Origin of the sequence: Pseudomonas sp. SWRI51, assembly GCF_014268825.1 — a bacterium.
In the GTDB taxonomy this organism is placed as follows: domain Bacteria; phylum Pseudomonadota; class Gammaproteobacteria; order Pseudomonadales; family Pseudomonadaceae; genus Aquipseudomonas; species Aquipseudomonas farsensis.
This window is the reverse complement of the sequence record NZ_JABWRG010000049.1, coordinates 1-24,040: the sequence shown is the minus strand read 5'-3', so window position 1 is coordinate 24,040 and position 24,040 is coordinate 1. Positions and strand designations below refer to the sequence as shown.

Annotated in this window: 20 protein-coding genes; 9 read left to right on the top strand and 11 right to left on the bottom strand. The window is 62.9% G+C overall.

Annotated elements, in window-relative coordinates; translation table 11 throughout:
- Nucleotides 1-220: 220 nt before the first annotated feature.
- The 6 genes from HU720_RS15200 (at nt 221) to cmoB (ending at nt 8,850) form a co-directional block, all read left to right on the top strand.
- Nucleotides 221-1,558, top strand: a complete 1,338-nt coding sequence (locus HU720_RS15200) for a carbohydrate porin (RefSeq protein WP_186520751.1) — start codon at nt 221-223, stop codon at nt 1,556-1,558.
- A 32-nt stretch (nt 1,559-1,590) separates the two neighbouring features.
- Nucleotides 1,591-4,002, top strand: coding sequence for a glucose/quinate/shikimate family membrane-bound PQQ-dependent dehydrogenase (locus HU720_RS15195; RefSeq protein WP_186520750.1), 2,412 nt, complete (start codon nt 1,591-1,593; stop codon nt 4,000-4,002).
- Between the two features lie 139 nt (nt 4,003-4,141).
- Nucleotides 4,142-6,562: an endopeptidase La gene (lon, locus tag HU720_RS15190; protein WP_225917099.1), complete on the top strand. Its 2,421-nt coding sequence runs from the start codon at nt 4,142-4,144 to the stop codon at nt 6,560-6,562.
- Between the two features lie 106 nt (nt 6,563-6,668).
- Nucleotides 6,669-7,067 carry a protease inhibitor I42 family protein gene (locus HU720_RS15185; RefSeq protein WP_186520749.1) on the top strand — a complete coding sequence of 133 codons (399 nt, stop codon included), beginning with the start codon at nt 6,669-6,671 and terminating at the stop codon, nt 7,065-7,067.
- Nucleotides 7,068-7,153: 86 nt separating this feature from the next.
- Nucleotides 7,154-7,897: a carboxy-S-adenosyl-L-methionine synthase CmoA gene (gene cmoA / locus HU720_RS15180; protein ID WP_186520748.1), complete on the top strand. Its 744-nt coding sequence runs from the start codon at nt 7,154-7,156 to the stop codon at nt 7,895-7,897.
- The gene (gene cmoB, locus HU720_RS15175) at nt 7,894-8,850 is read left to right on the top strand and encodes a tRNA 5-methoxyuridine(34)/uridine 5-oxyacetic acid(34) synthase CmoB (protein WP_186520747.1); all 957 of its coding nucleotides are present in this window, start codon (nt 7,894-7,896) and stop codon (nt 8,848-8,850) included. Before cmoA ends, cmoB begins: the two co-directional genes overlap by 4 nt.
- A gap of 79 nt (nt 8,851-8,929) precedes the next feature.
- On the opposite strand, the gene HU720_RS15170 is transcribed toward cmoB, so the two are convergent.
- Nucleotides 8,930-9,130, bottom strand: coding sequence for a hypothetical protein (locus HU720_RS15170; protein WP_186520746.1), 201 nt, complete (start codon nt 9,128-9,130; stop codon nt 8,930-8,932).
- Nucleotides 9,131-9,432: 302 nt separating this feature from the next.
- Here HU720_RS15170 and HU720_RS15165 point away from each other — a divergent pair, with 302 nt between their 5' ends.
- Together HU720_RS15165 and HU720_RS15160 are read left to right on the top strand one after the other, a co-directional pair.
- Nucleotides 9,433-10,107 carry a heavy metal response regulator transcription factor gene (locus tag HU720_RS15165; RefSeq protein ID WP_186520745.1) on the top strand — a complete coding sequence of 225 codons (675 nt, stop codon included), beginning with the start codon at nt 9,433-9,435 and terminating at the stop codon, nt 10,105-10,107.
- The gene (locus HU720_RS15160; protein ID WP_186520744.1) at nt 10,104-11,489 is read left to right on the top strand and encodes a heavy metal sensor histidine kinase; all 1,386 of its coding nucleotides are present in this window, start codon (nt 10,104-10,106) and stop codon (nt 11,487-11,489) included. Before HU720_RS15165 ends, HU720_RS15160 begins: the two co-directional genes overlap by 4 nt.
- Before the next feature lie 217 nt (nt 11,490-11,706).
- Here the strand turns inward: HU720_RS15160 and pdxJ are convergent, their stop codons facing one another.
- The 10 genes from pdxJ to rpoE form a co-directional block, all read right to left on the bottom strand.
- Nucleotides 11,707-12,447, bottom strand: coding sequence for a pyridoxine 5'-phosphate synthase (pdxJ, locus tag HU720_RS15155; protein ID WP_186520743.1), 741 nt, complete (start codon nt 12,445-12,447; stop codon nt 11,707-11,709).
- Nucleotides 12,448-12,490: 43 nt separating this feature from the next.
- Nucleotides 12,491-13,174 (bottom strand): DNA repair protein RecO, encoded by a 684-nt coding sequence (recO, locus tag HU720_RS15150; RefSeq protein WP_186520742.1) that lies wholly within the window; start codon nt 13,172-13,174, stop codon nt 12,491-12,493.
- 106 nt (nt 13,175-13,280) lie between these two features.
- Nucleotides 13,281-14,183 carry a GTPase Era gene (gene era / locus HU720_RS15145; RefSeq protein WP_186520741.1) on the bottom strand — a complete coding sequence of 301 codons (903 nt, stop codon included), beginning with the start codon at nt 14,181-14,183 and terminating at the stop codon, nt 13,281-13,283.
- Nucleotides 14,176-14,865: a ribonuclease III gene (gene rnc / locus HU720_RS15140; RefSeq protein ID WP_186520740.1), complete on the bottom strand. Its 690-nt coding sequence runs from the start codon at nt 14,863-14,865 to the stop codon at nt 14,176-14,178. Before rnc ends, era begins: the two co-directional genes overlap by 8 nt.
- A gap of 159 nt (nt 14,866-15,024) precedes the next feature.
- Entirely contained in the window at nt 15,025-15,879 is an 855-nt protein-coding gene (lepB, locus tag HU720_RS15135; protein ID WP_186520739.1) for a signal peptidase I, read from the bottom strand.
- Nucleotides 15,880-15,884: 5 nt separating this feature from the next.
- Nucleotides 15,885-17,684 carry a translation elongation factor 4 gene (lepA, locus tag HU720_RS15130; RefSeq protein WP_186520738.1) on the bottom strand — a complete coding sequence of 600 codons (1,800 nt, stop codon included), beginning with the start codon at nt 17,682-17,684 and terminating at the stop codon, nt 15,885-15,887.
- A gap of 273 nt (nt 17,685-17,957) precedes the next feature.
- The gene (locus HU720_RS15125) at nt 17,958-19,391 is read right to left on the bottom strand and encodes a DegQ family serine endoprotease (protein WP_186520737.1); all 1,434 of its coding nucleotides are present in this window, start codon (nt 19,389-19,391) and stop codon (nt 17,958-17,960) included.
- A gap of 166 nt (nt 19,392-19,557) precedes the next feature.
- The gene (locus HU720_RS15120) at nt 19,558-20,523 is read right to left on the bottom strand and encodes a MucB/RseB C-terminal domain-containing protein (RefSeq protein ID WP_186520736.1); all 966 of its coding nucleotides are present in this window, start codon (nt 20,521-20,523) and stop codon (nt 19,558-19,560) included.
- 12 nt (nt 20,524-20,535) lie between these two features.
- Nucleotides 20,536-21,126: an RseA family anti-sigma factor gene (locus HU720_RS15115; protein WP_186520735.1), complete on the bottom strand. Its 591-nt coding sequence runs from the start codon at nt 21,124-21,126 to the stop codon at nt 20,536-20,538.
- 31 nt (nt 21,127-21,157) lie between these two features.
- Nucleotides 21,158-21,739, bottom strand: a complete 582-nt coding sequence (rpoE, locus tag HU720_RS15110) for an RNA polymerase sigma factor RpoE (protein WP_008094990.1) — start codon at nt 21,737-21,739, stop codon at nt 21,158-21,160.
- Between the two features lie 437 nt (nt 21,740-22,176).
- Here rpoE and nadB point away from each other — a divergent pair, with 437 nt between their 5' ends.
- Entirely contained in the window at nt 22,177-23,781 is a 1,605-nt protein-coding gene (gene nadB, locus HU720_RS15105; protein WP_186520734.1) for an L-aspartate oxidase, read from the top strand.
- The last annotated feature ends 259 nt before the right edge of the window (nt 23,782-24,040 follow it).

Below are 24,040 nucleotides of genomic sequence, written 5' to 3'. Positions count from 1 at the left end.
CGTGGCATGGCCTGACCCGCGCCGCGATGGATGCAGGACTGTTACACCACCCGCAACAATCCCCTGCGACATTTTGTCTTTTTTTCTTACAAATTCCCCTATATTCTCCCGCCGCAAGCTGAAACGCTTCATCTAGACACCTTTGCTGCCATAACCCTCGAAGTATTCCTGCTTCGAAGGGTTTGCCGTTCCTTCGATAAATTAAAGATAGCGCTATCTCATGCTCCAACTGCCTGTTGTTCGTTATTGCGCCTTGGCCGCCCTGGTGGGCTCGCCACTCATCGCCAACGCTGCCGAAATGTTTGCCAACGACTCCCCGTGGATGCTCGGCGACTGGGGCGGCACCCGCACCGAGTTGCTGGAAAAAGGCTACGACTTCACCCTCGGCTACACCGGCGAAATGGGCAGCAACCTGCACGGCGGCTACAGCCACGACCGCGCAGCGCGCTACAGCGACCAGTTCACCCTGGGCGCGCACATGGACCTGGAGAAGATCCTCGGCTGGCACGACACCGAGTTCCAGCTCACCGTGACCGAGCGCCACGGCGACAACATCAGCAACGACCGCATCAACGACCCACGGGTCGGCGGGTTCACCTCGGCCCAGGAAGTCTGGGGCCGCGGCGAAACCTGGCGGCTGACCCAGATGTGGATCAAGCAGAAATACTTCGACGGCGCACTGGATGTGAAATTCGGCCGTTTCGGCGAAGGCGAGGACTTCAACAGTTTCCCGTGCGACTTCCAGAACCTGGCGTTCTGCGGCTCGCAGGTGGGCAACTGGGTGGGCGGCATCTGGTACAACTGGCCGGTCAGCCAGTGGGCGCTGCGCGTGCGCTACAACCTCAACGATCAGCTTTACGCACAGGTTGGGGTGTTCGAGCAGAACCCCTCCAACCTTGAATCCGGCAACGGCTTCAAACTCAGCGGCAGTGGCACGCAAGGCGCCGTGATGCCGATCGAACTGGTGTGGAGCCCGCGGGTCAATGGCCTTGAAGGGGAATATCGCGCCGGCTACTACTACAGTAATGCCAAGGCACAGGATGTTCTCAAGGACAGCAATGGCCAGCCTGCGGCAATCAGTGGCGCCGCCTACCGCAGCAGCTCGAGCAAGCATGGGTTGTGGCTGGGCGCCCAGCAGCAGGTCACCGCCCAGGCGTCCGACGCCTCGCGCGGCCTGAGCCTGTTCGCCAATGCCACGTTGCATGACAAGAAGACCAATGCCATCGACAACTATGTGCAGGCTGGTGTGGTTTACAAAGGGCCCTTCGATGCCCGTGCCAAGGACGACATCGGTTTCGCCCTTGCCCGCGTGCACGTCAACCCCGGGTACCGCAAGAACGCCCGCCTCAGCAACCAGGCCGCGGGCCTGGACGACTACGACAACCCCGGTTTCCTGCCGGTGCAGGACACCGAATACAGCGCCGAACTGTATTACGGCGTTCACCTGGCCGACTGGCTGACCGTGCGCCCGAACCTGCAGTACATCCGCCATCCGGGCGGGGTGTCGCGGGTCGATGACGCGCTGATCGGCGGCCTGAAGATTCAAAGCACTTTCTGACCTGACACTTTCACTTACACGGAGAACCTGACATGAGCACTGACGGTGCCGAGACTGGAACCCGCTGGCTACCCCGGCTGATGGGCGTGCTGCTGTTGCTGATGGGCCTGGCCCTGTTGGCCGGCGGCATCAAACTGAGCCAACTGGGCGGCTCGCTCTACTACCTCATCGCAGGCATCGGCTTTGCCCTGTCCGGCGTGCTGTTGCTGGCGCTGCGCCGCATCGCCCTGGGCCTGTATGGCCTGGTGCTGCTGGGCAGCACAGTGTGGGCCCTGATGGAAGTCGGCCTGGACTGGTGGCAATTGGTGCCACGCCTGGCCATCTGGTTTGCCCTCGGCGTGGTCCTGCTGCTGCCCTGGGCACGGCGCCCGCTCAGCGGCCCGGCAGCAACGGTCAATACGGCACTGCTCGGCCTTGCAGTGGTGGCCTCCGGCGCCAGCGCCATTGGCAGCCAGTTCACCCACCCAGGCGAGATTCACGGCCAGTTCACCCGTGACAGCAGCGAAATGGCCAGTGCCGCACCGGCCATGCCCGATGGCGACTGGCAGGCCTACGGGCGCAGCGAACACGGCGACCGCTACTCGCCGCTGCGCCAGATCACCCCGCAGAACGCCTACCAGCTCACCGAAGCCTGGCGCATCCGCACCGGTGACCTGCCGACCGACAACGACCCGGTCGAGCTGACCAACGAAAACACCCCGCTCAAGGCCAACGGCATGCTCTACGCGTGCACGCCACATGGCCGAGTGCTGGCGCTGGACCCGGACACCGGTGCCGAGATCTGGCGTTTAGACCCGCAGATCACCAGCCCCACCAAGACCTTCAAGGGTTTTGCCCACATGACCTGCCGTGGCGTCTCGTTCTATGACGAGAACAGCTACATCAGCCGCGACGGCAGCCCGGCACCGAAAATCAGCGACGCCGGCCAGGCCGTGGCCCAAGCCTGCCCACGCCGCCTGTACCTGCCCACCGCCGACGCCCGCCTGATCGCCATCAATGCCGATAACGGCAAGGTTTGCGAAGGCTTCGCCAACCAGGGCCAGATCGACCTGACCCGCGGCATCGGCCCGTTCACCGCGGGGGGTTACTACTCCACCTCGCCTGCGGCAATCACCCGCGACCTGGTGATCATCGGCGGCCACGTTACCGACAACGAGTCGACCAACGAGCCATCCGGCGTGATCCGCGCCTATGACGTGCACGACGGCCGCCTGGTATGGAACTGGGACAGCAACAACCCGGACGACACCAAGCCGCTGGCCGACGGCAAGCAGTACAGCCGCAACTCGGCCAACATGTGGTCGCTGGCAAGCGTCGACGAAGAGCTGGGCATGGTCTACCTGCCTTTGGGCAACCAGACCCCCGACCAGTGGGGCGCCGACCGCACCCCAGGCGCCGAGAAGTACAGCGCAGGCGTAGTCGCCCTGGACCTGGCCACGGGCAAGGTGCGCTGGAACTACCAGTTCACCCACCACGACCTGTGGGACATGGACGTTGGTAGCCAGCCAACATTGGTGCACCTGAAGACCGACGATGGCGTCAAACCCGCCGTGATCGTGCCGACCAAACAGGGCAGCCTGTACGTGTTGGACCGCCGCGACGGCACCCCGATCGTGCCGATCCATGAGATCCCGGTGCCACAGGGCGCCGTCAAGGGCGACCACACCGCGCCGACCCAGGCCCGTTCCGACCTGAACCTGCTGGGCCCTGAGCTGACCGAACAGGCCATGTGGGGCGCTACGCCGTTCGACCAACTGATCTGCCGCATCCAGTTCCGCGAGCTGCGTTACGAAGGCCAGTACACCCCGCCGTCCGAACAGGGCAGCCTGATCTACCCAGGCAACGTCGGGGTGTTCAACTGGGGCGGCGTTTCAGTCGACCCGGTGCGCCAGCTGCTGTTCACCTCGCCCAACTACATGGCCTTCGTGTCGAAGATGGTGCCACGCGAGCAAGTTGCCGCAGGCAGCAAGCGCGAAAGCGAGACCAGCGGCGTGCAGCCCAACACCGGCGCACCGTACGCGGTGATCATGCACCCGTTCATGTCGCCGCTGGGCGTACCGTGCCAGGCCCCGGCCTGGGGTTATGTGGCCGCCATCGACCTGTTCACCAACAAGGTGGTGTGGAAGCACAAGAACGGCACCACCCGTGACAGCACGCCAGTGCCGATCGGCCTGCCGGTTGGCGTGCCGAGCATGGGCGGTTCGATTGTCACCGCAGGTGGCGTAGGGTTCCTCAGCGGCACGCTGGACCAGTACCTGCGCGCCTATGACGTGAGCAACGGCAAAGAGCTGTGGAGCGCCCGCCTGCCGGCCGGCGGCCAAGCCACGCCGATGACCTATACCGGCAAGGACGGCAAGCAGTACGTACTGATCGTCGCCGGCGGCCACGGCTCGCTGGGCACCAAGATGGGCGACTACATCATCGCCTACAAACTCGGCGAGTAAGTCTGCATCGCGGGGCAAGCCCGCTCCCACCGGTTGGTGTGGGAGCGGGCGTGCCCCGCGATGGCATCTGTCATCTACCATTGAAACCTGTTGCCCCCCGCCCCATCTAAGCACCCATAGCCATTGACGCAGGTGCCCCATGAGCGACCAGCAGGATTTTCCCGATCACCCTGACGAACACAGCGAAGTCGAGCATCTGGCCGCAGCGCCCGGCACCGGCCACCTCCTTGCCCTGCCCGGCCAGCAACTGCCGGACAAGGTCTATGTGATCCCCATTCACAACCGCCCGTTCTTCCCAGCACAAGTGCTGCCGGTGATCGTCAACGAAGAGCCATGGGCCGAAACCCTGGACCTGGTGGCCAAGTCCGAGCACCACAGCCTGGCGCTGTTCTACATGGACAGCCCGCCCGAAGATCACCGCCATTTCGACACCAAGGCCCTGCCCGAATACGGCACCCTGGTGAAGGTGCACCACGCCAGCCGTGAAGGCGGCAAGCTGCAATTCGTCGCCCAGGGCCTGACCCGCGTGCGCATCCGCACCTGGCTCAAGCACCACCGCCCGCCGTACCTGGTTGAAGTCGAATACCCCCGCCAGTCCACCGAGCCCACCGACGAGGTGAAGGCCTACGGCATGGCCCTGATCAACGCGATCAAAGAGCTGCTGCCGCTCAACCCGTTGTACAGCGAAGAGCTTAAAAACTACCTCAACCGCTTCAGCCCCAACGACCCTTCGCCGCTCACCGACTTCGCCGCCGCACTGACCTCCGCCACTGGCAGCCAGTTGCAGGAAGTGCTCGATTGCGTGCCCATGCTCAAGCGCATGGAAAAGGTCCTGCCGATGCTGCGCAAGGAGGTCGAGGTCGCCCGCCTGCAGAACGAGATTTCTGCCGAGGTGAACCGCCAGATCGGGGAACACCAGCGCGAATTCTTCCTCAAGGAGCAGCTTAAGGTCATCCAGCAGGAGCTGGGCCTGACCAAGGACGACCGCAGCGCCGACCTTGAGCAGTTCCAGCAGCGCCTGGTCGGCAAGACCCTGCCCGAGCAAGCGAAAAAACGCATCGACGAAGAAATGGGCAAGCTTGGCATTCTGGAAACCGGCTCGCCCGAGTACGCCGTCACGCGCAATTACCTGGACTGGGCCACCGCCTTGCCCTGGGGCGTGTACGGCGCTGACAAGCTCGACCTCAAGCATGCGCGCAAAGTGCTCGACCGCCACCACGCCGGGCTCGATGACATCAAGGAGCGCATCCTTGAGTTCCTCGCCGTCGGTGCCTGGAAGGGCGAAATCAGCGGCTCCATCGTGCTGCTGGTTGGCCCGCCGGGGGTGGGCAAGACCAGTATCGGCAAGTCCATCGCTGAATCCCTTGGCCGGCCGTTCTATCGCTTCAGTGTCGGCGGCATGCGCGACGAAGCCGAAATCAAAGGCCACCGGCGCACCTACATTGGCGCCCAGCCGGGCAAGTTGGTGCAGGCGCTCAAGGACGTCGAGGTGATGAACCCGGTGATCATGCTCGACGAAATCGACAAGATGGGCCAGAGCTACCAGGGCGACCCCGCCTCGGCCTTGCTCGAAACCCTCGACCCCGAGCAGAACGTCGACTTCCTCGATCACTACCTCGACCTGCGCCTGGACCTGTCGAAAGTGCTGTTCGTGTGCACCGCCAACACCCTGGACTCGATCCCCGGCCCGTTGCTTGACCGCATGGAGGTGATCCGCCTGTCTGGCTACATCACCGAAGAAAAGATGGCCATCGCCAAGCGCCACCTGTGGCCCAAGCAGCTGGAAAAAGCCGGCGTATCGAAAAACAGCCTGGCCATCAGCGACGGCGCGCTGCGTACCGTAATCGAGGGCTATGCCCGCGAAGCCGGCGTGCGGCAGTTGGAAAAGCAGCTCGGCAAGCTGGTGCGCAAGGCCGTGGTCAAGCTGCTGGATGCCCCCGATGCCAAGCTCAAGATCGCCAATAAAGACCTCGAAGCGGCCTTGGGCATGCCGGTATTTCGCAGCGAACAGGTGCTGGCCGGTAAAGGCGTCATCACCGGCCTTGCCTGGACCAGCATGGGCGGCGCCACCTTGCCCATCGAAGCCACACGCATTCATACCCTCAACCGCGGCTTCAAGCTCACCGGCAAGCTGGGGGATGTGATGAAGGAGTCTGCCGAAATCGCCTACAGCTATATCAGCTCCAACCTCAAGGCATTCGGCGCGGACCCGGCGTTCTTCAACGAGGCATTCATTCACCTGCACGTGCCCGAGGGTGCCACCCCCAAAGACGGCCCAAGCGCCGGGGTGACCATGGCCAGTGCGCTGCTCTCGCTGGCCCGTGACCAGGCGCCGAAAAAAGGCGTGGCCATGACTGGCGAACTGACCCTTACTGGCCAGGTGCTGCCGATTGGCGGGGTACGCGAGAAAGTGATCGCCGCGCGCCGGCAGAAGATCTTCGAGCTGATCCTGCCAGAGCCTAACCGTGGCGACTTCGAGGAATTGCCTGATTACCTGAAAGAGGGCCTGACGGTGCACTTTGCACGGCGCTATGCCGACGTTGCCAAAGTGTTGTTCTGACACCTGCCACACACAGCGGCCCGCGCAAGCGGGCCTGCTTGCCCAGGGGCCGACATCAGCAGCCGCTTCGGGTATTCTGCGGCTATCTTCCGCCTGCGGAGCCTTTATGACCGCCCATCGTTTGCTTGCTCCCTTTAGCCTTGCCCTGCTCGCCGCCTGTGCCCAGCAACCCAAAGGCCCGGTAGAACTCGACGCCGAAAGCGAATGCCCCAAGCGTCTGGTAGTAGGCCAGACCCTGGCCTTGACGCTGCCCGCCAACCCCACCACGGGCTATCGCTGGCTGCTGCAGAACCCGGCCTCGAATATCCTGCAAAGCCTTGGCCCAGAGGTGTACAGCGCACCCGAAGACGCCGGCATCGTCGGCAGCGCGGGTGTGTCTTCATGGCGTTTCCAGGCCAAGGCCACCGGCGACGGGCATCTGGTGCTGGTCTATCAACAGCCCTGGGCCCCAGAGGTACGCCCGGTGCAGACATTCGATTGCCAGATCAGGGTCACGGGTGGTTGATCAGGCACACCACCGGTTAGCGATTTGGCTTGCTGTCGACCTTTGGATAAAATGCCGGCCTTGAAAGACATCGCATCGAGCCAACTGTGAGCCAACCCCCCGACCGTTTATTCGCCCAGCCTCTGGAACAAGTGCCCGACTTCGTCTTCAACGAGGACGTGGTGCGGGTGTTCCCGGACATGATCAAGCGCTCGGTACCCGGCTACCCGACCATCGTCGAGAACCTCGGTGTGCTCGCGGCGCGCTTCGCCCAGCCCAATACGGCGCTGTATGACCTCGGCGCCTCACTGGGCGCCGTTACCCAGGCCCTGCGCCGCCATGTGCGGGTAGACGGCTGCCGGGTCATTGCGGTGGACAATTCCGCCGCCATGGTCGAACGCTGCCAGCAATACCTCAATGCGCAAGACTCGATGTTCCAGGAGCTGCTGCCGGTTGAAGTGGTCGAGGCAGACATCCTCAACCTTGCCCTGCAACCGGCCTCGGTGGTGGCGATGAACTTCACCTTGCAATTCATCGCGCCCGAGCAGCGCCTGGCGCTGCTGGCGCAAATTCGCCAGGCTTTGCTGCCGGGCGGCGCGCTGATTCTTTCCGAAAAGCTGTGCTTTGCCGATGACCAGCAGCAGCACCTGCTCAACGAGCTGCACCTGGACTTCAAACGTGCCAACGGCTACAGCGAGCTGGAAATTGCCCAGAAGCGCAGCGCCATCGAGCATGTGATGAAGCCCGACACCTTGCAGGCCCACGAGCAACGTTTGCGCGAGGCCGGTTTCTCCAAGGTCGTGCCGTGGTTCCAGTGCCTTAACTTCGCCTCTCTGATAGCCCTGCCATGATCGATCTTTCCCCCCTCGTCCGCCGCCTGGCGGGTACGCCGCTGGCTACCTGGTCGCAAGGCCTGCAGGCCCAACTCGACGCCAAGCTTGAAAAAGGCCACGGCGACCTCGACCGCTGGCGCGGCGCACTTGAGGCGCTGCCCAAGCTTGTGCCGAGCGAAATCGACCTGGTCAACGGCCTGCGCCTGGATTGCGACTGCGACCCGGCCACCCGCGCACAAATGCGCGAGGCACTGATGGGCTTGTCGCCGTGGCGCAAAGGGCCGTTCGACCTGTTCGGCGTGCATGTCGATACCGAGTGGCGCTCGGACTGGAAATGGTCGCGGGTCGGCCCGCACCTGGACCTCAAGGGCAAGCGCGTGCTCGATGTCGGCTGTGGCAATGGCTATTACCAATGGCGCATGCTCGGTGCTGGCGCCGACATGGTGGTGGGTGTCGACCCCAACTGGCTGTTCTTCTGCCAGTTCCAGGCTGTGCAGCAGTACCTGCCGCAGCTACCGGCCTGGCACCTGCCCTTCGCCCTGGAAGAACTGCCGGCCAACCTCGAGGGGTTCGATACGGTGTTCTCCATGGGCGTGTTCTACCATCGCCGCTCGCCCATCGAGCACCTGCTGGCGCTCAAGGACTGCCTGGTAAAAGGGGGTGAGCTGGTGCTGGAGACACTGGTCATCGAGGGCGACGAGAACCAGGTGCTGGTGCCCGAGGACCGTTACGCGCAGATGCGCAACGTGTGGTACCTGCCGTCGGTACCAGCCCTGGAGCGCTGGTTGCGCCGCGCAGGTTTCAGCGATGTGCGCTGCGTCGATGTCAGCGTCACCAGCCTTGAGGAGCAGCGCAGTACCGAGTGGATGCGCTACCAGTCACTGGGCGATTTCCTCGACCCCAACGACCCCGGTAAAACCGTCGAAGGCCTGCCGGCCCCGCGCCGCGCCACGTTGCTGGCGCGCAAGTAAAAAAGGCGCCGGCAGCCAAGCTGCAGGCGCCTGAAGTCACCTGCGCCGTGGAGCGGTTGCGGCGCAGGTGCAGTGCCTCTCAATCCTTCGCAACCTTGCGGGCCTTGGCTTCACGCTCACGCTCGGCAACCGCCTGCGCCTGGTCGTTGCCATACAGCCGCGCCTGATCTTCGCGAAACGCCTGCCAGAACTGCTTGGATCGCTCCGCGCCACCTTCGGCGAAAACGCTGGTGCTGCCCAGGGCGAGGATTGCCAACAGCAGGTACTTGCTCAGGTTCATGGTGCTTGCCTCGTGGTAACCGTTTAGTTGAGGCAATCTTGCCAAGGGCTAGCTAACACCAAGGTGAGCCGCGCATTACAGTCGTGAAAGCCGCATCGAATTCCTGTGGGGCGGGCTTGCTCGGAATGCCGAGCCACCGCGAGGGGGCTCAGGCACAGCACCGTCAGCGACATGGCCGGCAGATTACAAATTCGTTATCCACGCCGCTTGGCTGCTCGCATCCCGTAACATGCCCCCGCTTGACCCTGATGCTGCTACAGGGTCGAGAATCGCCCCCTTCTTTCGCCCCACCGAGCCTGAGCATGCGCCTACTGATCATCGAGGACGAACCCCGTACCGCCGACTACCTGCAACAGGGCCTGCGTGAAAACGGCTATGTGGTCGACTGCGCCTACACCGGCACCGATGGCCTGCACCTGGCCCGCCAGCAGCCCTACGACCTGGTGATCCTCGACGTCAACCTGCCCGAGCTGGACGGCTGGAGCGTGCTGCAACGCCTGCGCGCCGAATCCGCCACGCGCATCATGATGCTCACCGCCCACGGGCGGCTGGCCGACCGGGTAAAGGGGCTGGACCTGGGCGCCGATGACTACCTGCTCAAACCCTTCGAGTTTCCAGAGCTGCTTGCACGCATCCGCAGCCTGCTGCGGCGCACCGAACAAAACCTGCAGCCCAGCACCCTGAAGGTTGCCGACCTGGAGCTTGACCCTGGCCGGCATCGGGCCTGGCGTGCCGGCCAGCGCATCGACCTGACCGCCAAGGAGTTCACCCTGCTGCACCTGCTGATGCGCCAGAGCGGCGAGGTATTGTCGCGCACGCAGATCATCTCGCTGGTGTGGGACATGAACTTCGATTGCGACACCAACGTGGTCGAGGTGTCGATCCGCCGCTTGCGAGCAAAAATCGACGACCCGTTCGAAGACAAGCTCATCCACACCCTGCGCGGCGTCGGCTACGTGCTGGAGGCGCGGGCGTGAAGCCAGCCACGCTGTCCATGCGCCTTGGCCTTACCGTCATACTGATGGGCGCGGCGCTGGTACTGCTGCTGGCAGCCCTGGCGGTGTTCGCCCTCGATCATGAGCTGGACAGCCGGGCGCGCAAGGACCTTACCCGCAAGATGCTGCAGGTCGAGCACAACCTGCGGGTGGATCTGCGCAGTGACGACCTCGGCGTACGGGCGCACCCACTGCTGGACCTGGTGATGGGCCACGACAACCTCAGCCTCAGCGTGCTGGCCATCAATAGCCGCCACCCTGCCCTGCTGAGCCTGGGCCCGGCGCTGCAATCACAGCATCTGCAAGCACTGCCTGCACAGGCGCAGCTCACCTTCCATGAGTGGCGCGACGCCAGCGACACGCCGATGCTCACCGCCAGCCGCGTGATGCAACTACGTGATGACACCCCGGTGAAGGTGCTGATGTCGCTGAACCGCAACGATGACAGCGCACTGCTCGATGCGTACCTGCATTCAACCTTGCTGGGCCTGCCGCTGGTGTTGCTGCTGATCGGCGTTGCCGCCTGGAAGCTGGTGCAGCGCGGCCTGCGGCCTTTACGGCATTTTCGAAGAATTGCCGGATTGGTCTCGGCCCAGGACCTGGGCCACCGTTTGCCCCATGAAGGTCTGCCGCTGGAGCTGGCGGACCTTGCCCGGGCAATCAACGTGATGCTCGACCGCCTCGACCACGGCGTAAGCCAGCTGTCGCAGTTCTCCGATGACCTGGCCCATGAACTGCGCACCCCGCTGAGTAACCTGATGGGCAAGGCGCAAGTCACCCTGGCGCGCGAGCGCGACGCCGGGCGTTACCGTGAGGCGCTGGAAGACAGCGTGGAGGAACTGACGCGGCTCAGCCGGATCATCAATGACATGCTGTTTCTGGCCCAGGTCAGCCAGCCCCACAGCCAGGTTGGCCTGGCGCCGCTGGCGTTGGCAGACGAGGTGGCGCGGGTCAGCGAGTTGTTTGCCTTCAGCGCCGAACTCAAGGATATCTCGCTGCAACTGCAAGGCTGGGGCACCGCGCTTGCGGACAAGCTGATGTTCCAGCGGGCACTGTCCAACCTGCTGAGCAATGCCATTCGGCACGGCGCCGAAGGGCTGCCGGTGACGGTTGGGGTCGAGCGGGTGGCGGACGGCATGGCTGTGTGGGTCGAAAACTGCGGGCCGGGCATTGCTGAAGCAGACCTGCCGCACCTGTTCGAACGGTTCTACCGCGCAGGCAGCGGGCGTTCCAGGCTGGAAGGTGGTACCGGGCTGGGGCTTGCCATCGTGCAGTCGATCATGCGCCTGCATGGCGGGCGGGTCGAAGTGCGCAGCGCAGTGCAAGGGCCTACGCGCTTCAGCCTGGTGTTTCAGACGCAGTGATGGGCTGGCGTTGAGGGCCCTTTCGCGACACAAGGCCGCTCCTACACAATCAAAAGCGACTTGCCCGAAACCATAGAATCTCCCACAGAGCCCGCTTCAACTGCGATATTGGTGTCTGGCCCAATTCCTGTGGGAGCTGGCGCCAGCCTGCGATGAGGCCAGCACAGGCTTGCGCGAAACAGTGCCCAACCGGGCGTGCCGAACCAGCGCGAGGTGATCAGCGCGAAGCGGCGATGATCAGGGCTTTCATTTCGGCGACTGCCGCCTTGAAGCCGACAAACAAGGCATGCGCCACCAAGGCGTGGCCGATGTTCAGCTCATTGATGCCTTTGATTGCCGCCACCGCCTCGACGTTGTGGTAGTGCAGGCCGTGGCCGGCGTTCACGATCAGGCCCTGGCCGACGCCAAAGGCGACGCCATCCTTGATGCGCTGCAGCTCTTCTGCCACCTCGGTTGGGGTTTCAGCATCCGCGTAACGCCCGGTGTGCAGCTCGATAGCCGGCGCACCCACGCGGCGCGAGGCTTCGATCTGGCGCTCGTCAGCATCGATGAACAGCGACACTTCGGCGCCGGTGCGCGCCAGGCGCTCGACGGCAGCCTTGATACGCGCCTCTTGGCCAGCCACGTCCAGGCCACCTTCGGTGGTCAGTTCCTGGCGGGTTTCCGGCACCAGGCAGATGTGCGCAGGGCGGATCTTTTCGGCGAAGGCCATCATCTCTTCGGTGACGCCCATCTCGAAGTTCATGCGCGTTTGCAACACGTCCTTGAGCAGCAGTACATCACGTTCCTGAATATGCCGGCGGTCTTCACGCAGGTGCACGGTAATGCCGTCGGCGCCCGCCTCTTCGGCGTCCAGCGCAGCCTTGACCGGATCAGGGTAACGCGTGCCGCGTGCCTGGCGCAGGGTGGCCACGTGGTCGATGTTGACGCCAAGAAGCATGCGGTTGCTGTGAGTCACGAAAGGCTCTCCTGATAGTTGAGCCACACAGCATACGTCGTGATCAGCGCTTGCGAAACAGTTCCCGGCTGACCAGCGGCTTGGGCCCCAGGTGCACCGCCAGCGCCTGGCGCATCAGGCGCTTGGCCGCAAGCAATGCGCCGGGGGCGGCCCAGTCCGCGTCAGCCAATGCCAGCAGCTCGGTGCCCTTGAACAACCCGGGCTGAAACAGCTCGACCCGCTCAAGCCCGGCATCGACCAGCAACCGGTACAGGCCATCGGCAACCACCGGGGCATCATTGACGTCATGGTGCAGGGCAAAGGCGTAGCCAAGCTCGTCCAGCAGCCGCCATTCGAACGCACGCAGCAGCGGCTCCAACGGGCGACCGGCGGCCAGGGCCTGCAAGGTCAGGGTGTAATGCTCGAACAGCGCCGGGTAGGGCGCCTCCGCTGGCAGCAGGCGCATCAGCAACTCATTGAGGTACAACCCGCTGAATAGTGCATCGCCATGCAGCCAGGCGGCGATACCGCTGCTGTCCATACGGCCGACGTTCTTCAGCTCCCCTCGCCCGCGCAACTCAACCTCAAGCGGCACAAATGGGCGCACCAGGCTACCGCCCTTGCCCCGCGCCCGGCGCAGCACCGCCCGTACCCGCCCCTGGGGGGTGAGCAAGTCCACCAGCGCGCTGGTTTCCTTGTAGGCGCGGCTGTGCAGCACGTAGGCCGGCTGGGGGGTGGGTTGGTCCATGCGAAATCACTCGGGGCCAGAAAGAACTGTGGGAGCGGGCTTGCCCCGCGATTGCAATCGCGGGGCAAGCCCGCTCCCACGGGATACAGCGAATTTGCTGAAAAGCTTACAGGTCGCCGTAGCCCAACGAGCGCAGGGCGCGTTCGTCGTCAGACCAGCCGCCTTTGACCTTCACCCACAGGTTGAGCATGACCTTGGAGTCGAACAGCACTTCCATGTCCTTGCGCGCCTCGGAGCCGATGCGCTTGATACGCTCACCCTTGTCGCCAATGATGATTTTCTTCTGGCCGTCGCGTTCAACCAGGATCAGCGCATGGATATGCAGCACATGGCCCTGTTGCTTGAACTCTTCGATTTCGACGGTGATCTGGTACGGAAGCTCTGCGCCCAGCTGGCGCATGATTTTCTCGCGGACCAGCTCGGCGGCCAGGAAACGGCTGCTGCGGTCGGTGATCTGGTCTTCGGGGAAGAAGTGATCGTTTTCCGGCAGGTGCTTGGCGATCTGGGCTTCCAGCGCTTCGAGGTTGTGCCCCTGCTGCGCGGAAATCGGCATCACCTGCGCGTTCGGCAGTTGCTCCTGCAGCCACTGCAGATGCGGGATCAAGTCGGCTTTTTCTTCCATGCGGTCGGTCTTGTTGACCGCGATGATCAGCGGGCCGGTCACGTACTGAACGCGCTCGAGCACCAGTTGGTCCTCGTCGGTCCAGCGGGTACGGTCGACCACGAAGATCACCACATCCACGTCTTTCAAGGCTGCCGAGGCGTTGCGGTTCATGTAGCGGTTCAGGGCCTTGTCGTTGGCCTTGTGCATGCCGGGGGTGTCGACATAGATCGCCTGCACGTCGCCTTCGGTCTTGATGCCGAGCATGTTGTGGCGGGTGGTTTGCGGCTTGCGCGAGGTGATCGCAAGCTTCTGCCCGAGGATGTGGTTGAGCAGCGTGGACTTGCCCACGTTGGGGCGGCCGACGATGGCCACATAGCCACAGCGGGTCGAAGTATTCTCAGTCATTGCCATTCTCCACGCCCAGGGCGATCAATGCAGCGGCGGCGGCTACCTGCTCGGCGATACGCCGGCTCACGCCCTGGCCGCGGCTTTTGTTGTTCAGCAGCACCACTTCGCATTCGACGAAGAAGGTGCGGCAGTGCGGTTCGCCCTGGATGTCCACCACCTCGTAACGCGGCAGGTCGCAGCTGCGCGACTGCAGAAACTCCTGCAGGCGGGTCTTGGGGTCTTTGTTGGTATCGACCAGGGTCAGGCCGTCGAACTCGTCGGTCAGCCACGCCAGAACGCGCTCACGTGCGGTCTGCATGTCGGCATCCTGGTAGATCGCGCCGATCAACGCCTCAAGGGCGTCGGCCAGGATCGACTCGCGGCGAAAACCGCCGCTTTTGAGTTCGCCCGAGCCCAGGCGCAGGTAGTCGCCCAGATCGAAACCACGGGCCAGGCGGGCCAGGGTTTCACCCTTCACCAGGCGTGCGCGCAGGCGCGATAGCTGGCCTTCGCGGGCCTGGGGGAAACGCTCGAACAGCGCTTCGCCGGCCACGAAGTTGAGAATGGCATCGCCGAGGAATTCCAGGCGCTCGTTATTGCGCCCGGCATAGCTGCGATGGGTCAAGGCCAGCAGCATCAGCTCCTGATCCTTGAAGGTGTAACCGAGCTTGCGCTCCAGTTGGGCCAGGGTTGCACTCATCGGGCCACCCCTGCGGTGTTAAACGCGTTATTCAAATCAACATCCTGGAAGACGGTTTGGCGGTGCTGTCGCCGGAAACGGCGAAATCTCTCGCTCCCTGAGAACACAGCCTATGTCAGAAATGCAATCGGCGCTGTCTGTAGACAGCGCCGTCGATGCTCAATGGATCAGGCCGACCCGCGACAGGTTGGGGAAGTGGCTGAGCTTGGGCTCTGGCCAGCTCATCCATACCGCGAACGCCTTGCCGACGATATTGTGGTCCGGGACCATGCCGTGCAGCTCTTTAGGGATATTCGGGTCATCCCAGAAGCGGCTGTCGTTGGAGTTGTCGCGGTTGTCGCCCATCATGAAGTAGTGCCCGGCCGGCACGGTCCATTGCTGGTCCGGCGGCATGCGGTAACGGGTCATTTCCTTGCGGATCAGGTGCTCGGCTTCGCCGAGTTTTTCCTTGTACAGCTCGGCGCTGCCCAAGGTACCTGGCTCGCTGCCAACCAGTTGCTCGGCAACCGGCTGGCCATTGACGTACAAGCGCTTGTCGTTGGTGTAGCGGATCTGATCGCCCGGCAGGCCAACCACACGCTTGATGTAGTTGACGTTAGGGTCGCTCGGATACCGGAACACCATGACATCGCCGCGCTGCGGGTCGCCGATCTCGATGATTTTCTTGTCGATCACCGGCAGGCGAATGCCGTAGGAGAACTTGCTCACCAGAATGAAATCGCCCACTTCGAGGGTCGGTTTCATCGACCCCGAGGGGATCTGGAACGGTTCAACCAGGAACGAACGCAGCACCAGCACGACGAACAGCACCGGGAAGAACGACTTGCCGTACTCGACCAGCAACGGCTCCTTGTTCAGGCGCTCCACCACAGCCATTTCCGGCTGGGTGACGCTGCCCTGATAAGTAGCGATTGCCGACCGCCGGCGCGGGGCCAGGAACAGCAGGTCGATCAGGCCCAACAGGCCACAGACGGCTACGGCGATGACGAGCAACAGCGGGAAATTTAGCGACATAGGACCTAGCTATCCAACCTGAGCACGGCGAGGAAGGCTTCCTGTGGAATTTCCACGTTACCCACCTGCTTCATGCGTTTTTTACCGGCCTTCTGCTTCTCGAGCAGCTTCTTCTTACGGCTGACGTCGCCGCCGTAACACTTGGCCAGTACGTTCTTTCTGAGCGCCTTGACGGTTGTCCGGGCGATGATCTGGCCGCCAATGGCTGCCTGGATCGCCACATCGAACATCTGCCGCGGGATCAGTTCCTTCATTTTTTCGGTCAGCGCACGGCCTTTGTAGGCCGCGTTGTCGCGGTGCACGATCAGTGCCAGGGCGTCGACCTTGTCACCGTTGATCAGCACGTCCAGCTTGACCAGGTTGGCCGGCTGGTACCGATCGAAATGGTAGTCCAGCGAGGCGTAGCCACGGCTGGTGGACTTGAGACGGTCGAAGAAGTCCAGCACCACTTCGTTCATCGGCATGTCATAGCGCACTTGCACCTGGCTGCCGAGGAACTGCATGTCACGCTGCACACCGCGTTTTTCGATGCACAGGGTAATCACGTTACCCAGGTGCTCCTGCGGCACCAGGATGGTAGCAGTGACGATCGGCTCGCGGAATTCGGTGACCGCAGACACATCGGGCAACTTCGACGGGTTGTCGACGGTGATGGTCTCGCCGGTCTTGAGTTCGAGTTCGAAGATCACGCTTGGCGCAGTGGTGATCAGGTCCAGGTCGTACTCGCGCTCAAGGCGCTCCTGGATGATTTCCATGTGCAGCATGCCGAGGAAGCCGCAACGGAAGCCAAAGCCCAGGGCGTCGGAGCTTTCTGGCATGTACTGCAGCGACGAGTCGTTCAGGGTGAGCTTCTGCAGGGCATCGCGGAAGTCTTCGAAGTCGTCGGAGCTGACCGGGAACAGGCCGGCGTAGACCTGCGGCTGGATCTTCTTGAAGCCCGACAGCACCTCGACCTCTGGGGTCGTGGACAGGGTCAGGGTGTCACCGACCGGCGCACCGTGAATGTCCTTGATGCTGGCGATGATGAAGCCCACTTCGCCGGCCTTGAGGTCGGCAGTTTGCGTGTGCTTGGGGGTGAAGACACCGACGCTGTCGACCAGGTGCAGCTTGCCGGTGGACTTGACCAGGATCTTGTCGCCCTTCTTGACCCGGCCCTGGCGCACGCGCACCAGCGAGACCACGCCCAGATAGTTGTCGAACCAGGAGTCGATGATCAGCGCTTGCAGCGGCGCGTCGATTTCGCCAACCGGTGCGGGGATGGTCTGCACCAGGCGCTCGAGCACCTCGTCCACACCCATGCCGCTCTTGGCGCTGCACGCCACGGCGTCGGTGGCATCGATGCCGATGATCTTCTCGATCTCGTCCTTGACGCGGTCCGGGTCGGCCTGGGGCAGGTCCATCTTGTTGAGTACGGGCATGACTTCCAGGCCCTGCTCGATGGCGGTATAGCAGTTGGCCACGGACTGGGCTTCGACGCCCTGGCCGGCGTCGACCACCAGCAGTGCACCCTCGCACGCCGCCAGCGAACGCGAGACTTCGTAGGTGAAGTCGACGTGGCCGGGGGTATCGATGAAGTTCAGCTGGTAGGTTTTACCGTCCTGAGCCTTGTAGTGCAGCGTGACGCTGTGGGCCTTGATGGTGATCCCGCGTTCGCGCTCCAGGTCCATGGAATCGAGGACCTGGGCTTCCATTTCACGCGCAGTCAGGCCACCGCACATCTGGATGAAACGGTCGGCCAGCGTCGACTTGCCATGGTCGATGTGGGCGATGATGGAGAAATTGCGGATATGACTCAAATCACTCACGGGTCAACACTCGGAAAAGGCTGCGAGCCGGACGCCCGCCGAAAAATAGCCGGGAATTGTACCTCAAGCCGGAAGGATATGGGAGATTCCTCTGTCGGCCTGTATACAAACCCTGTGGCAGCGGCGCGCGCCCTACGATGGGGCGCTACAAGGCACGATATTGCCTGGCAGGGCCCTATCGCGGGGCAGGCCCGCTCCCACGCGGGGTGTTGAGCGCCCGTTCTTACGGCAAAAGGGCAGCCGAAGCTGCCCTTTTCCTACATCACTCTCAGCTTATTCAGCCAGCTTGAACGTGATGAAGCTTGCACGGCCTTGACGCAGCACGCGCATCGATACCGAACGGTTCTTCGGCAGCTCCTTGGCAATCTCGGTGAACTCCTTGGCCGAAGCGATGGCCTGGTTGTTCAGGTGGCTGATGACATCACCCGGGCGCAGGCCAATCAGCGCCGCCGGGCCGTCCTGAACTTCCTTGATGACTACGCCGCCTTTGAGCTCAAGGGCTTTCTTCTGCTCGGCGGTAAGGTCGGCGACCGCAACACCCAGGCGGTTGCTGCTGCGCTCGGTGCTGCCTTGAGCGCCGCTGGTGATGTCGGCGTCGTCATCGGGCAAGGCGCCAATGGTCACATCCAGGGTCTGGCGCTTGCCATTGCGGATGATGTCCAGCTTGGCCTTGGCGCCATCCTTGAGGCTACCCACCAGGTGCGGCAGGTCAGCGGACATGACGATCGGCTGGCCGTTCATGCTCAGGATCACGTCACCGACCTGCAAGCCACCCTTGGCGGCCGGGCCGTCTTCAAGCACCTGCGCCACCAGCGCACCGGCGGGTTTTTCCAGGCCGAACGACTCGGCGAGGTCCTTGTTGACCTCCTGAATGACCACACCCAGCCAGCCGCGGCTGACCTTGCCGTCTTTCTTCAGCTGGTTGGAGACATCGATGGCGACGTCGATCGGGATGGCGAACGACAGGCCCATGAAGCCGCCGGAACGGGTGAAGATCTGCGAGTTGATACCCACCACTTCGCCTTTCATGTTGAACAGCGGGCCACCGGAGTTACCGGGGTTGATGGCAACGTCGGTCTGAATGAACGGCACGTAGGTGTCGTTGGGCAGCGTACGGCCCTTGGCACTGACGATACCTTTGGTCACCGAATGGTCGAAGCCGAACGGCGAGCCAATGGCCAGCACCCATTCACCGACTTTGAGTTTCTCGGAGTCGCCGAGCTTGACGATCGGCAGGTTCTTGCCTTCGACCTTGAGCAAGGCCACGTCGGTACGCGGGTCGGTGCCGACCAGCTTGGCTTGCAGCTCGCTGCGGTCGGACAGGCGGACGATGATCTCGTCGGCGTCGGCGACCACGTGGTTGTTGGTCAACACATAGCCGTCGCTGGAAATGATGAAGCCTGAACCCAGCGACTGCGCCTCACGCTGACGGTCGCCACGGGGCGAACGGGGTTGCTGCGGCATGTTGCGCTCGAAGAACTCGCGGAACATCGGCGGCAGGCCTTCGAGGTCAGGCATCTGCCCGGCAGCGACGCGCCGGTCCGGCAGTTTCTGCTTGGTACTGATGTTGACCACCGCCGGCGAGGCTTGCTCGACCAAGGTGGTGAAGTCCGGCAATGATTCCTCGGCCTGCGCGGTGAGCACCTGGCCCAGCATCAGCACAGCGGCAAACATCGATAGGTAGGGTTTCAAGCGTGGTATTGACATACGGCTCCCGTCACAACGAGCGTAGTTGGCAAAAGTCCCCTGCTAACGCAGGAAAGGCCAGACTTCAAGAAGTCTGACCTATAGAAAATTTATGGCTGGATTGCAAATGACAATGGGTTAATTTCATGTCAGCTGTGTGTAACAAGAGCTGTCAGGAAGCCCGCCGTCATTGGCGCGCCTGGGCATCTTGTGCACGGATCGACAGCGCCACGCGCTCGGCCGTGCCCAATGGAATTTCGCCGACCACAGTGACCATCACTTTGCCAGAAGGCGTAGTCAAGTGGCGTGAAACTGCAACGGTGGGGCCTAACTGGGCGCGAGTGTCGGTGCCTGCGCCTTCCGACACGGGCTCAAGGAACACCGAGAAGCGGGCAAGGCCATCGTCATACATGAGGCTGCTGACCGTGCTCTTGCGTGCAGGGTCGCGGCGCACAGCACTGTTGATCAGCTCGAAACCTGGCGGAAGCCAGTCCGAACGCCAGCCGGCGACGGCTTGAGCAGTAGTTGCAGCGACCGGCTCGACCGCTTTGCAGGCATCACTGCCGGCAAGGTCGCTGTCGCTGAGGGCGTCGTCGGTATCGAGACGGGTCATCTGGAAGCGCTCAAGCAGCTGCCCTTTGTCGTTGAGCATCAACGAGCGCAGGGGCAGACCGGTCTTGCGGTCCAGGTGCAATTCGAACGCGTAGCGATGCTGGTCACGGGGCGTGAGGGTCACGATCACCGCATCACGACCGGCGACGCGGGACTTGCCCGCAACGCTCAGGTCGTACCAGCTGATGAGTTTCAGAGGATCAAGCACTCGCAGCGTGGTGTCGGCAGGGGCACCCACGCCACTCACCAACGCACCACTGACGCACTGTACCTTGCCATCGACACGCACGATTTCCTGGGCTTTGCCATCGAGCTGCAACAGCCGCTCGCTGATTTTGCCGTTCTGGACGCGGTGCCAGATATCGTGACTCGAGAAGCTACCATTGCGTTCATAGACGAACGAACCCTGGTAGCTCTGCGCTTGTTCGGCCCGGGCCAGCTTGTTCAGCCAATCAGTCGCCTCAGGCGATGAGTTGGCGGCCAAGGCCTGCACCGTGAAGCTGCTGGCCAGCAGCAGCGACAGGAGAGGTAGCGCGCGCATGATCTTCCTTACTTAACGGTTTTCCAGGCTGGCAGCGCGGGCATAAGGCAGTGCGGTTTCGGTGCCTTTGAGCGCAGATTCCTGGGCGTGCTGGCGCAGGTACCCTGGCAGACGCTGATCCCAGCCGGCCTGGTTCTGCAGCACACCGTTGGCCATCGGGCCAGTTGCCTGGTCGGCGCTTTCGCTATAGCCGGCCAGCACTGCCGGGCCCTGTGCCTGAGGCACGGTCACGCCTTGCTGCACGGGCTGCTGAGCAGCAAGCTCGGCACCGGTGATTTCATCCTGGTTGTACAAGCGCACGCCTGCCAGCACCGCAACGGTTACCGATGCCGCAACAGCCAGACGGCCGAGGCTACGCCATGGGCCTTGCTTGACCTTGGTCGGCACGGCTTCATCAGCCAGTGCAGCCGACACGGCCGCCGCGATATCCAGCTTGGGCAGCAGCAGTTCCTTGTGCATAGCTGCACGGGCTACCTGGTAGCGCGCCCAGGTGGCACGGGTTTCGGAATCGTCGGCTGCACTCAGCACCCGGCGCAGTTCCAGTTCGTCCGCTTGGTTGTCCATTACTGCGGACAGCGATTCCTGCAAAGCTTCACGACTCATGGCGGTTCCTCTCTTGGCTGTCGCCGCTGTCTCAGGTGTCCTGCAACAACGGTTGCAGGGCTTTGTCAATGGCCTCCCGAGCGCGGAAAATTCGAGAGCGCACGGTGCCCACCGGACATTGCATGACACTGGCAATGTCTTCGTAACTCAGACCATCGAACTCACGCAGCGTCAGGGCCGTACGCAAATCTTCCGGGAGTTGCTGGATGGTGCGATGGACAGTGCCTTCGATTTCATCCCGCAACAACGAGCGCTCTGGGGACTCGAGATCCTTGAGGCCATGATCGCCGTCGTAAAACTCCGCATCCTCGGAGCTCACATCACTGTCTGGCGGCCTTCTACCGCGGGACACCAGATAGTTCTTCGCCGTGTTAATGGCGATGCGGTACAGCCACGTGTAAAACGCACTGTCACCGCGGAAATTGCCGAGCGCCCGGTATGCCTTGATAAAGGCTTCCTGCGCCACGTCCTGCGCCTCATGGGTGTCGTGTACGAAACGCACGATCAACCCGAGAATCTTGTGCTGATACTTCAGCACCAACAGATCGAACGCTCGCCTGTCGCCGCGCTGCACGCGCTCGACAAGCTGCTGATCCTCTTCCTGGGTTAGCATGAACACTCCTCAGTAAGCTCGAAGGAGCGTTGCGCTTGCCATCGTTCAGGCTTGCAACCATAGACTCGGGCTTTACGCAAAAGTTCTCCCCCTCCAAGCAAGTTTCCTGCGGCCCTTGGTCGGCTCGCACGAAAGTCGCAGCGCGATCACTGCCGGCTGCGTCAATAATCAGGTTTCGTTACACAGGTGCCAGCCCAAGATAGAGCTGCCGCCCTGCGTCGCCGCGACAATATGTGGCGTACGGGCAGCCTTCATAGGATTTCCACGGGCGTCGGAAAGTTCCCAAGAAGATCACCGGCAGCTCGCAAGCGCCAATGGAAATCTGCCACTCAGGGCTGCTATAAAGGCGTCCCTGGGCGATTTCACGATAGTTTCACATTGCCATCTACGCTCGACTATTGTGCCGTGCCCCCCCTCAAGATTACTAGTGCCCCGACATGAGCCAACAATTCCAACATGATGTCCTGGTGATCGGCAGTGGCGCGGCGGGCCTGAGCCTTGCCCTGAACCTTCCTGGCCACCTGCGTATTGCCGTGCTGAGCAAGGGCGACCTGGCCAACGGCTCGACGTTCTGGGCCCAGGGCGGCGTGGCCGCCGTACTGGACAACACCGATACCGTACAGTCGCATGTCGAGGACACGCTCAATGCCGGCGGCGGCTTGTGCCATGAAGACGCGGTGCGTTTTACCGTGGAGCACAGCCGCGAAGCCATCGAGTGGCTGATCGAGCAAGGCGTGCCGTTTACCCGCGACGAGCAGCATGGCGTGGAGGACGGTGGTTTCGAATTTCACCTGACCCGCGAAGGCGGCCACAGCCATCGGCGCATCATCCACGCCGCCGATGCCACCGGGGCGGCAATCTTCAAGACCCTGCTGGAGCAGGCGCGGCGCCGGCCCAACATCGAATTGCTGGAACAGCGCGTAGCCGTCGACCTGATCACCGAGCGGCGCCTGGGGCTTGATGGTGAACGTTGCCTGGGGGCCTACGTGCTGGACCGCAACACCGGTGAAGTCGACACCTTCGGCGCGCGCTTCACGGTGCTGGCCACCGGCGGCGCGGCCAAGGTGTACCTCTATACCAGCAACCCCGACGGCGCTTGCGGCGACGGTATCGCCATGGCATGGCGCGCCGGCTGCAGGGTGGCCAACCTTGAGTTCAACCAGTTCCACCCGACCTGCCTGTACCACCCGCAGGCCAAGAGTTTTCTGGTGACCGAAGCACTGCGTGGCGAAGGCGCCCTGCTGCGCCTGCCCAACGGCGAGCGCTTCATGCCGCGCTTCGACCCGCGCGAAGAGCTGGCCCCACGCGACATCGTCGCCCGCGCCATCGACCATGAAATGAAACGCCTGGGCGTGGACTGCGTATACCTGGATATCAGCCACAAGCCCGCCGAGTTCATCAAGGCCCACTTCCCCACCGTCTACGAGCGCTGCCTGACGTTCGGCATCGACATTACACGCCAGCCGATCCCGGTAGTGCCCGCTGCCCACTACACCTGCGGCGGGGTGATGGTCGACGAGCGCGGCCATACCGACGTGCCAGGCCTGTACGCCATCGGCGAGACCAGCTTCACCGGGCTGCACGGCGCCAACCGCATGGCCAGCAACTCACTGCTTGAATGCTTCGTCTATGGCCGTGCGGCGGCTGCGGACATCGAGGCGATGCTGGGCGAGGTAGGCATGCCCACTGCCCTGCCCTGCTGGGACGCAAGCCAGGTCACCGACTCCGACGAAGATGTGATCATCGCTCACAACTGGGACGAACTGCGGCGCTTCATGTGGGACTACGTCGGTATCGTGCGCACCAGCAAGCGCCTGCAGCGGGCCGAACACCGGGTGCGCCTGCTGCTGGACGAGATCGACGAGTTCTACAGTAACTACAAGGTCAGCCGCGACCTGATCGAGCTGCGCAACCTGGCGCAGGTGGCCGAACTGATGATTCGCTCGGCCATGCAACGCAAGGAAAGCCGTGGCCTGCATTACACCCTGGATTACCCGGCGATGCTGCCCGAGGCGATGGATACCATACTAAGCCCGCGCTGAGGCGTTGGCCTGAGGCCGTGCATGCCTGTACTGGCCTCATCGCAGGCTGTCGCCAGCTCTCACAGAGCTCGCCCATCCCGTATCGGTGCCGTCTACGCGGTCAGTGTAGGAGCGGCCTTGTGTCGCGAAGGGCTGCGGAGCAGCCCCAGCGATTCTGGTGGCTGCACAGATCCTGGGGCTGCTTCGCAGCCCTTCGCGACACAAGGCCGCTCCTACACAATCAAAAGCGACTTGCCCGAAACCATAGAATCTCCCACAG

Excerpts from the sequence above, each read along its gene's own strand:
- HU720_RS15115 (WP_186520735.1), bottom strand. The coding sequence starts at position 21,126 with ATGAGTCGTGAAGCTTTGCAGGAATCGCTGTCCGCAGTAATGGACAAC.
- era (WP_186520741.1), bottom strand. The coding sequence starts at position 14,183 with ATGACTGAGAATACTTCGACCCGCTGTGGCTATGTGGCCATCGTCGGC.
- HU720_RS15170 (WP_186520746.1), bottom strand. The coding sequence starts at position 9,130 with ATGAACCTGAGCAAGTACCTGCTGTTGGCAATCCTCGCCCTGGGCAGC.
- nadB (WP_186520734.1), top strand. The coding sequence starts at position 22,177 with ATGAGCCAACAATTCCAACATGATGTCCTGGTGATCGGCAGTGGCGCG.
- HU720_RS15120 (WP_186520736.1), bottom strand. The coding sequence starts at position 20,523 with ATGCGCGCGCTACCTCTCCTGTCGCTGCTGCTGGCCAGCAGCTTCACG.
- HU720_RS15195 (WP_186520750.1), top strand. The coding sequence starts at position 1,591 with ATGAGCACTGACGGTGCCGAGACTGGAACCCGCTGGCTACCCCGGCTG.
- HU720_RS15165 (WP_186520745.1), top strand. The coding sequence starts at position 9,433 with ATGCGCCTACTGATCATCGAGGACGAACCCCGTACCGCCGACTACCTG.
- lepB (WP_186520739.1), bottom strand. The coding sequence starts at position 15,879 with ATGTCGCTAAATTTCCCGCTGTTGCTCGTCATCGCCGTAGCCGTCTGT.
- lon (WP_225917099.1), top strand. The coding sequence starts at position 4,142 with ATGAGCGACCAGCAGGATTTTCCCGATCACCCTGACGAACACAGCGAA.
- cmoB (WP_186520747.1), top strand. The coding sequence starts at position 7,894 with ATGATCGATCTTTCCCCCCTCGTCCGCCGCCTGGCGGGTACGCCGCTG.
- HU720_RS15125 (WP_186520737.1), bottom strand. The coding sequence starts at position 19,391 with ATGTCAATACCACGCTTGAAACCCTACCTATCGATGTTTGCCGCTGTG.
- rpoE (WP_008094990.1), bottom strand. The coding sequence starts at position 21,739 with ATGCTAACCCAGGAAGAGGATCAGCAGCTTGTCGAGCGCGTGCAGCGC.
- HU720_RS15200 (WP_186520751.1), top strand. The coding sequence starts at position 221 with ATGCTCCAACTGCCTGTTGTTCGTTATTGCGCCTTGGCCGCCCTGGTG.
- HU720_RS15185 (WP_186520749.1), top strand. The coding sequence starts at position 6,669 with ATGACCGCCCATCGTTTGCTTGCTCCCTTTAGCCTTGCCCTGCTCGCC.
- recO (WP_186520742.1), bottom strand. The coding sequence starts at position 13,174 with ATGGACCAACCCACCCCCCAGCCGGCCTACGTGCTGCACAGCCGCGCC.
- rnc (WP_186520740.1), bottom strand. The coding sequence starts at position 14,865 with ATGAGTGCAACCCTGGCCCAACTGGAGCGCAAGCTCGGTTACACCTTC.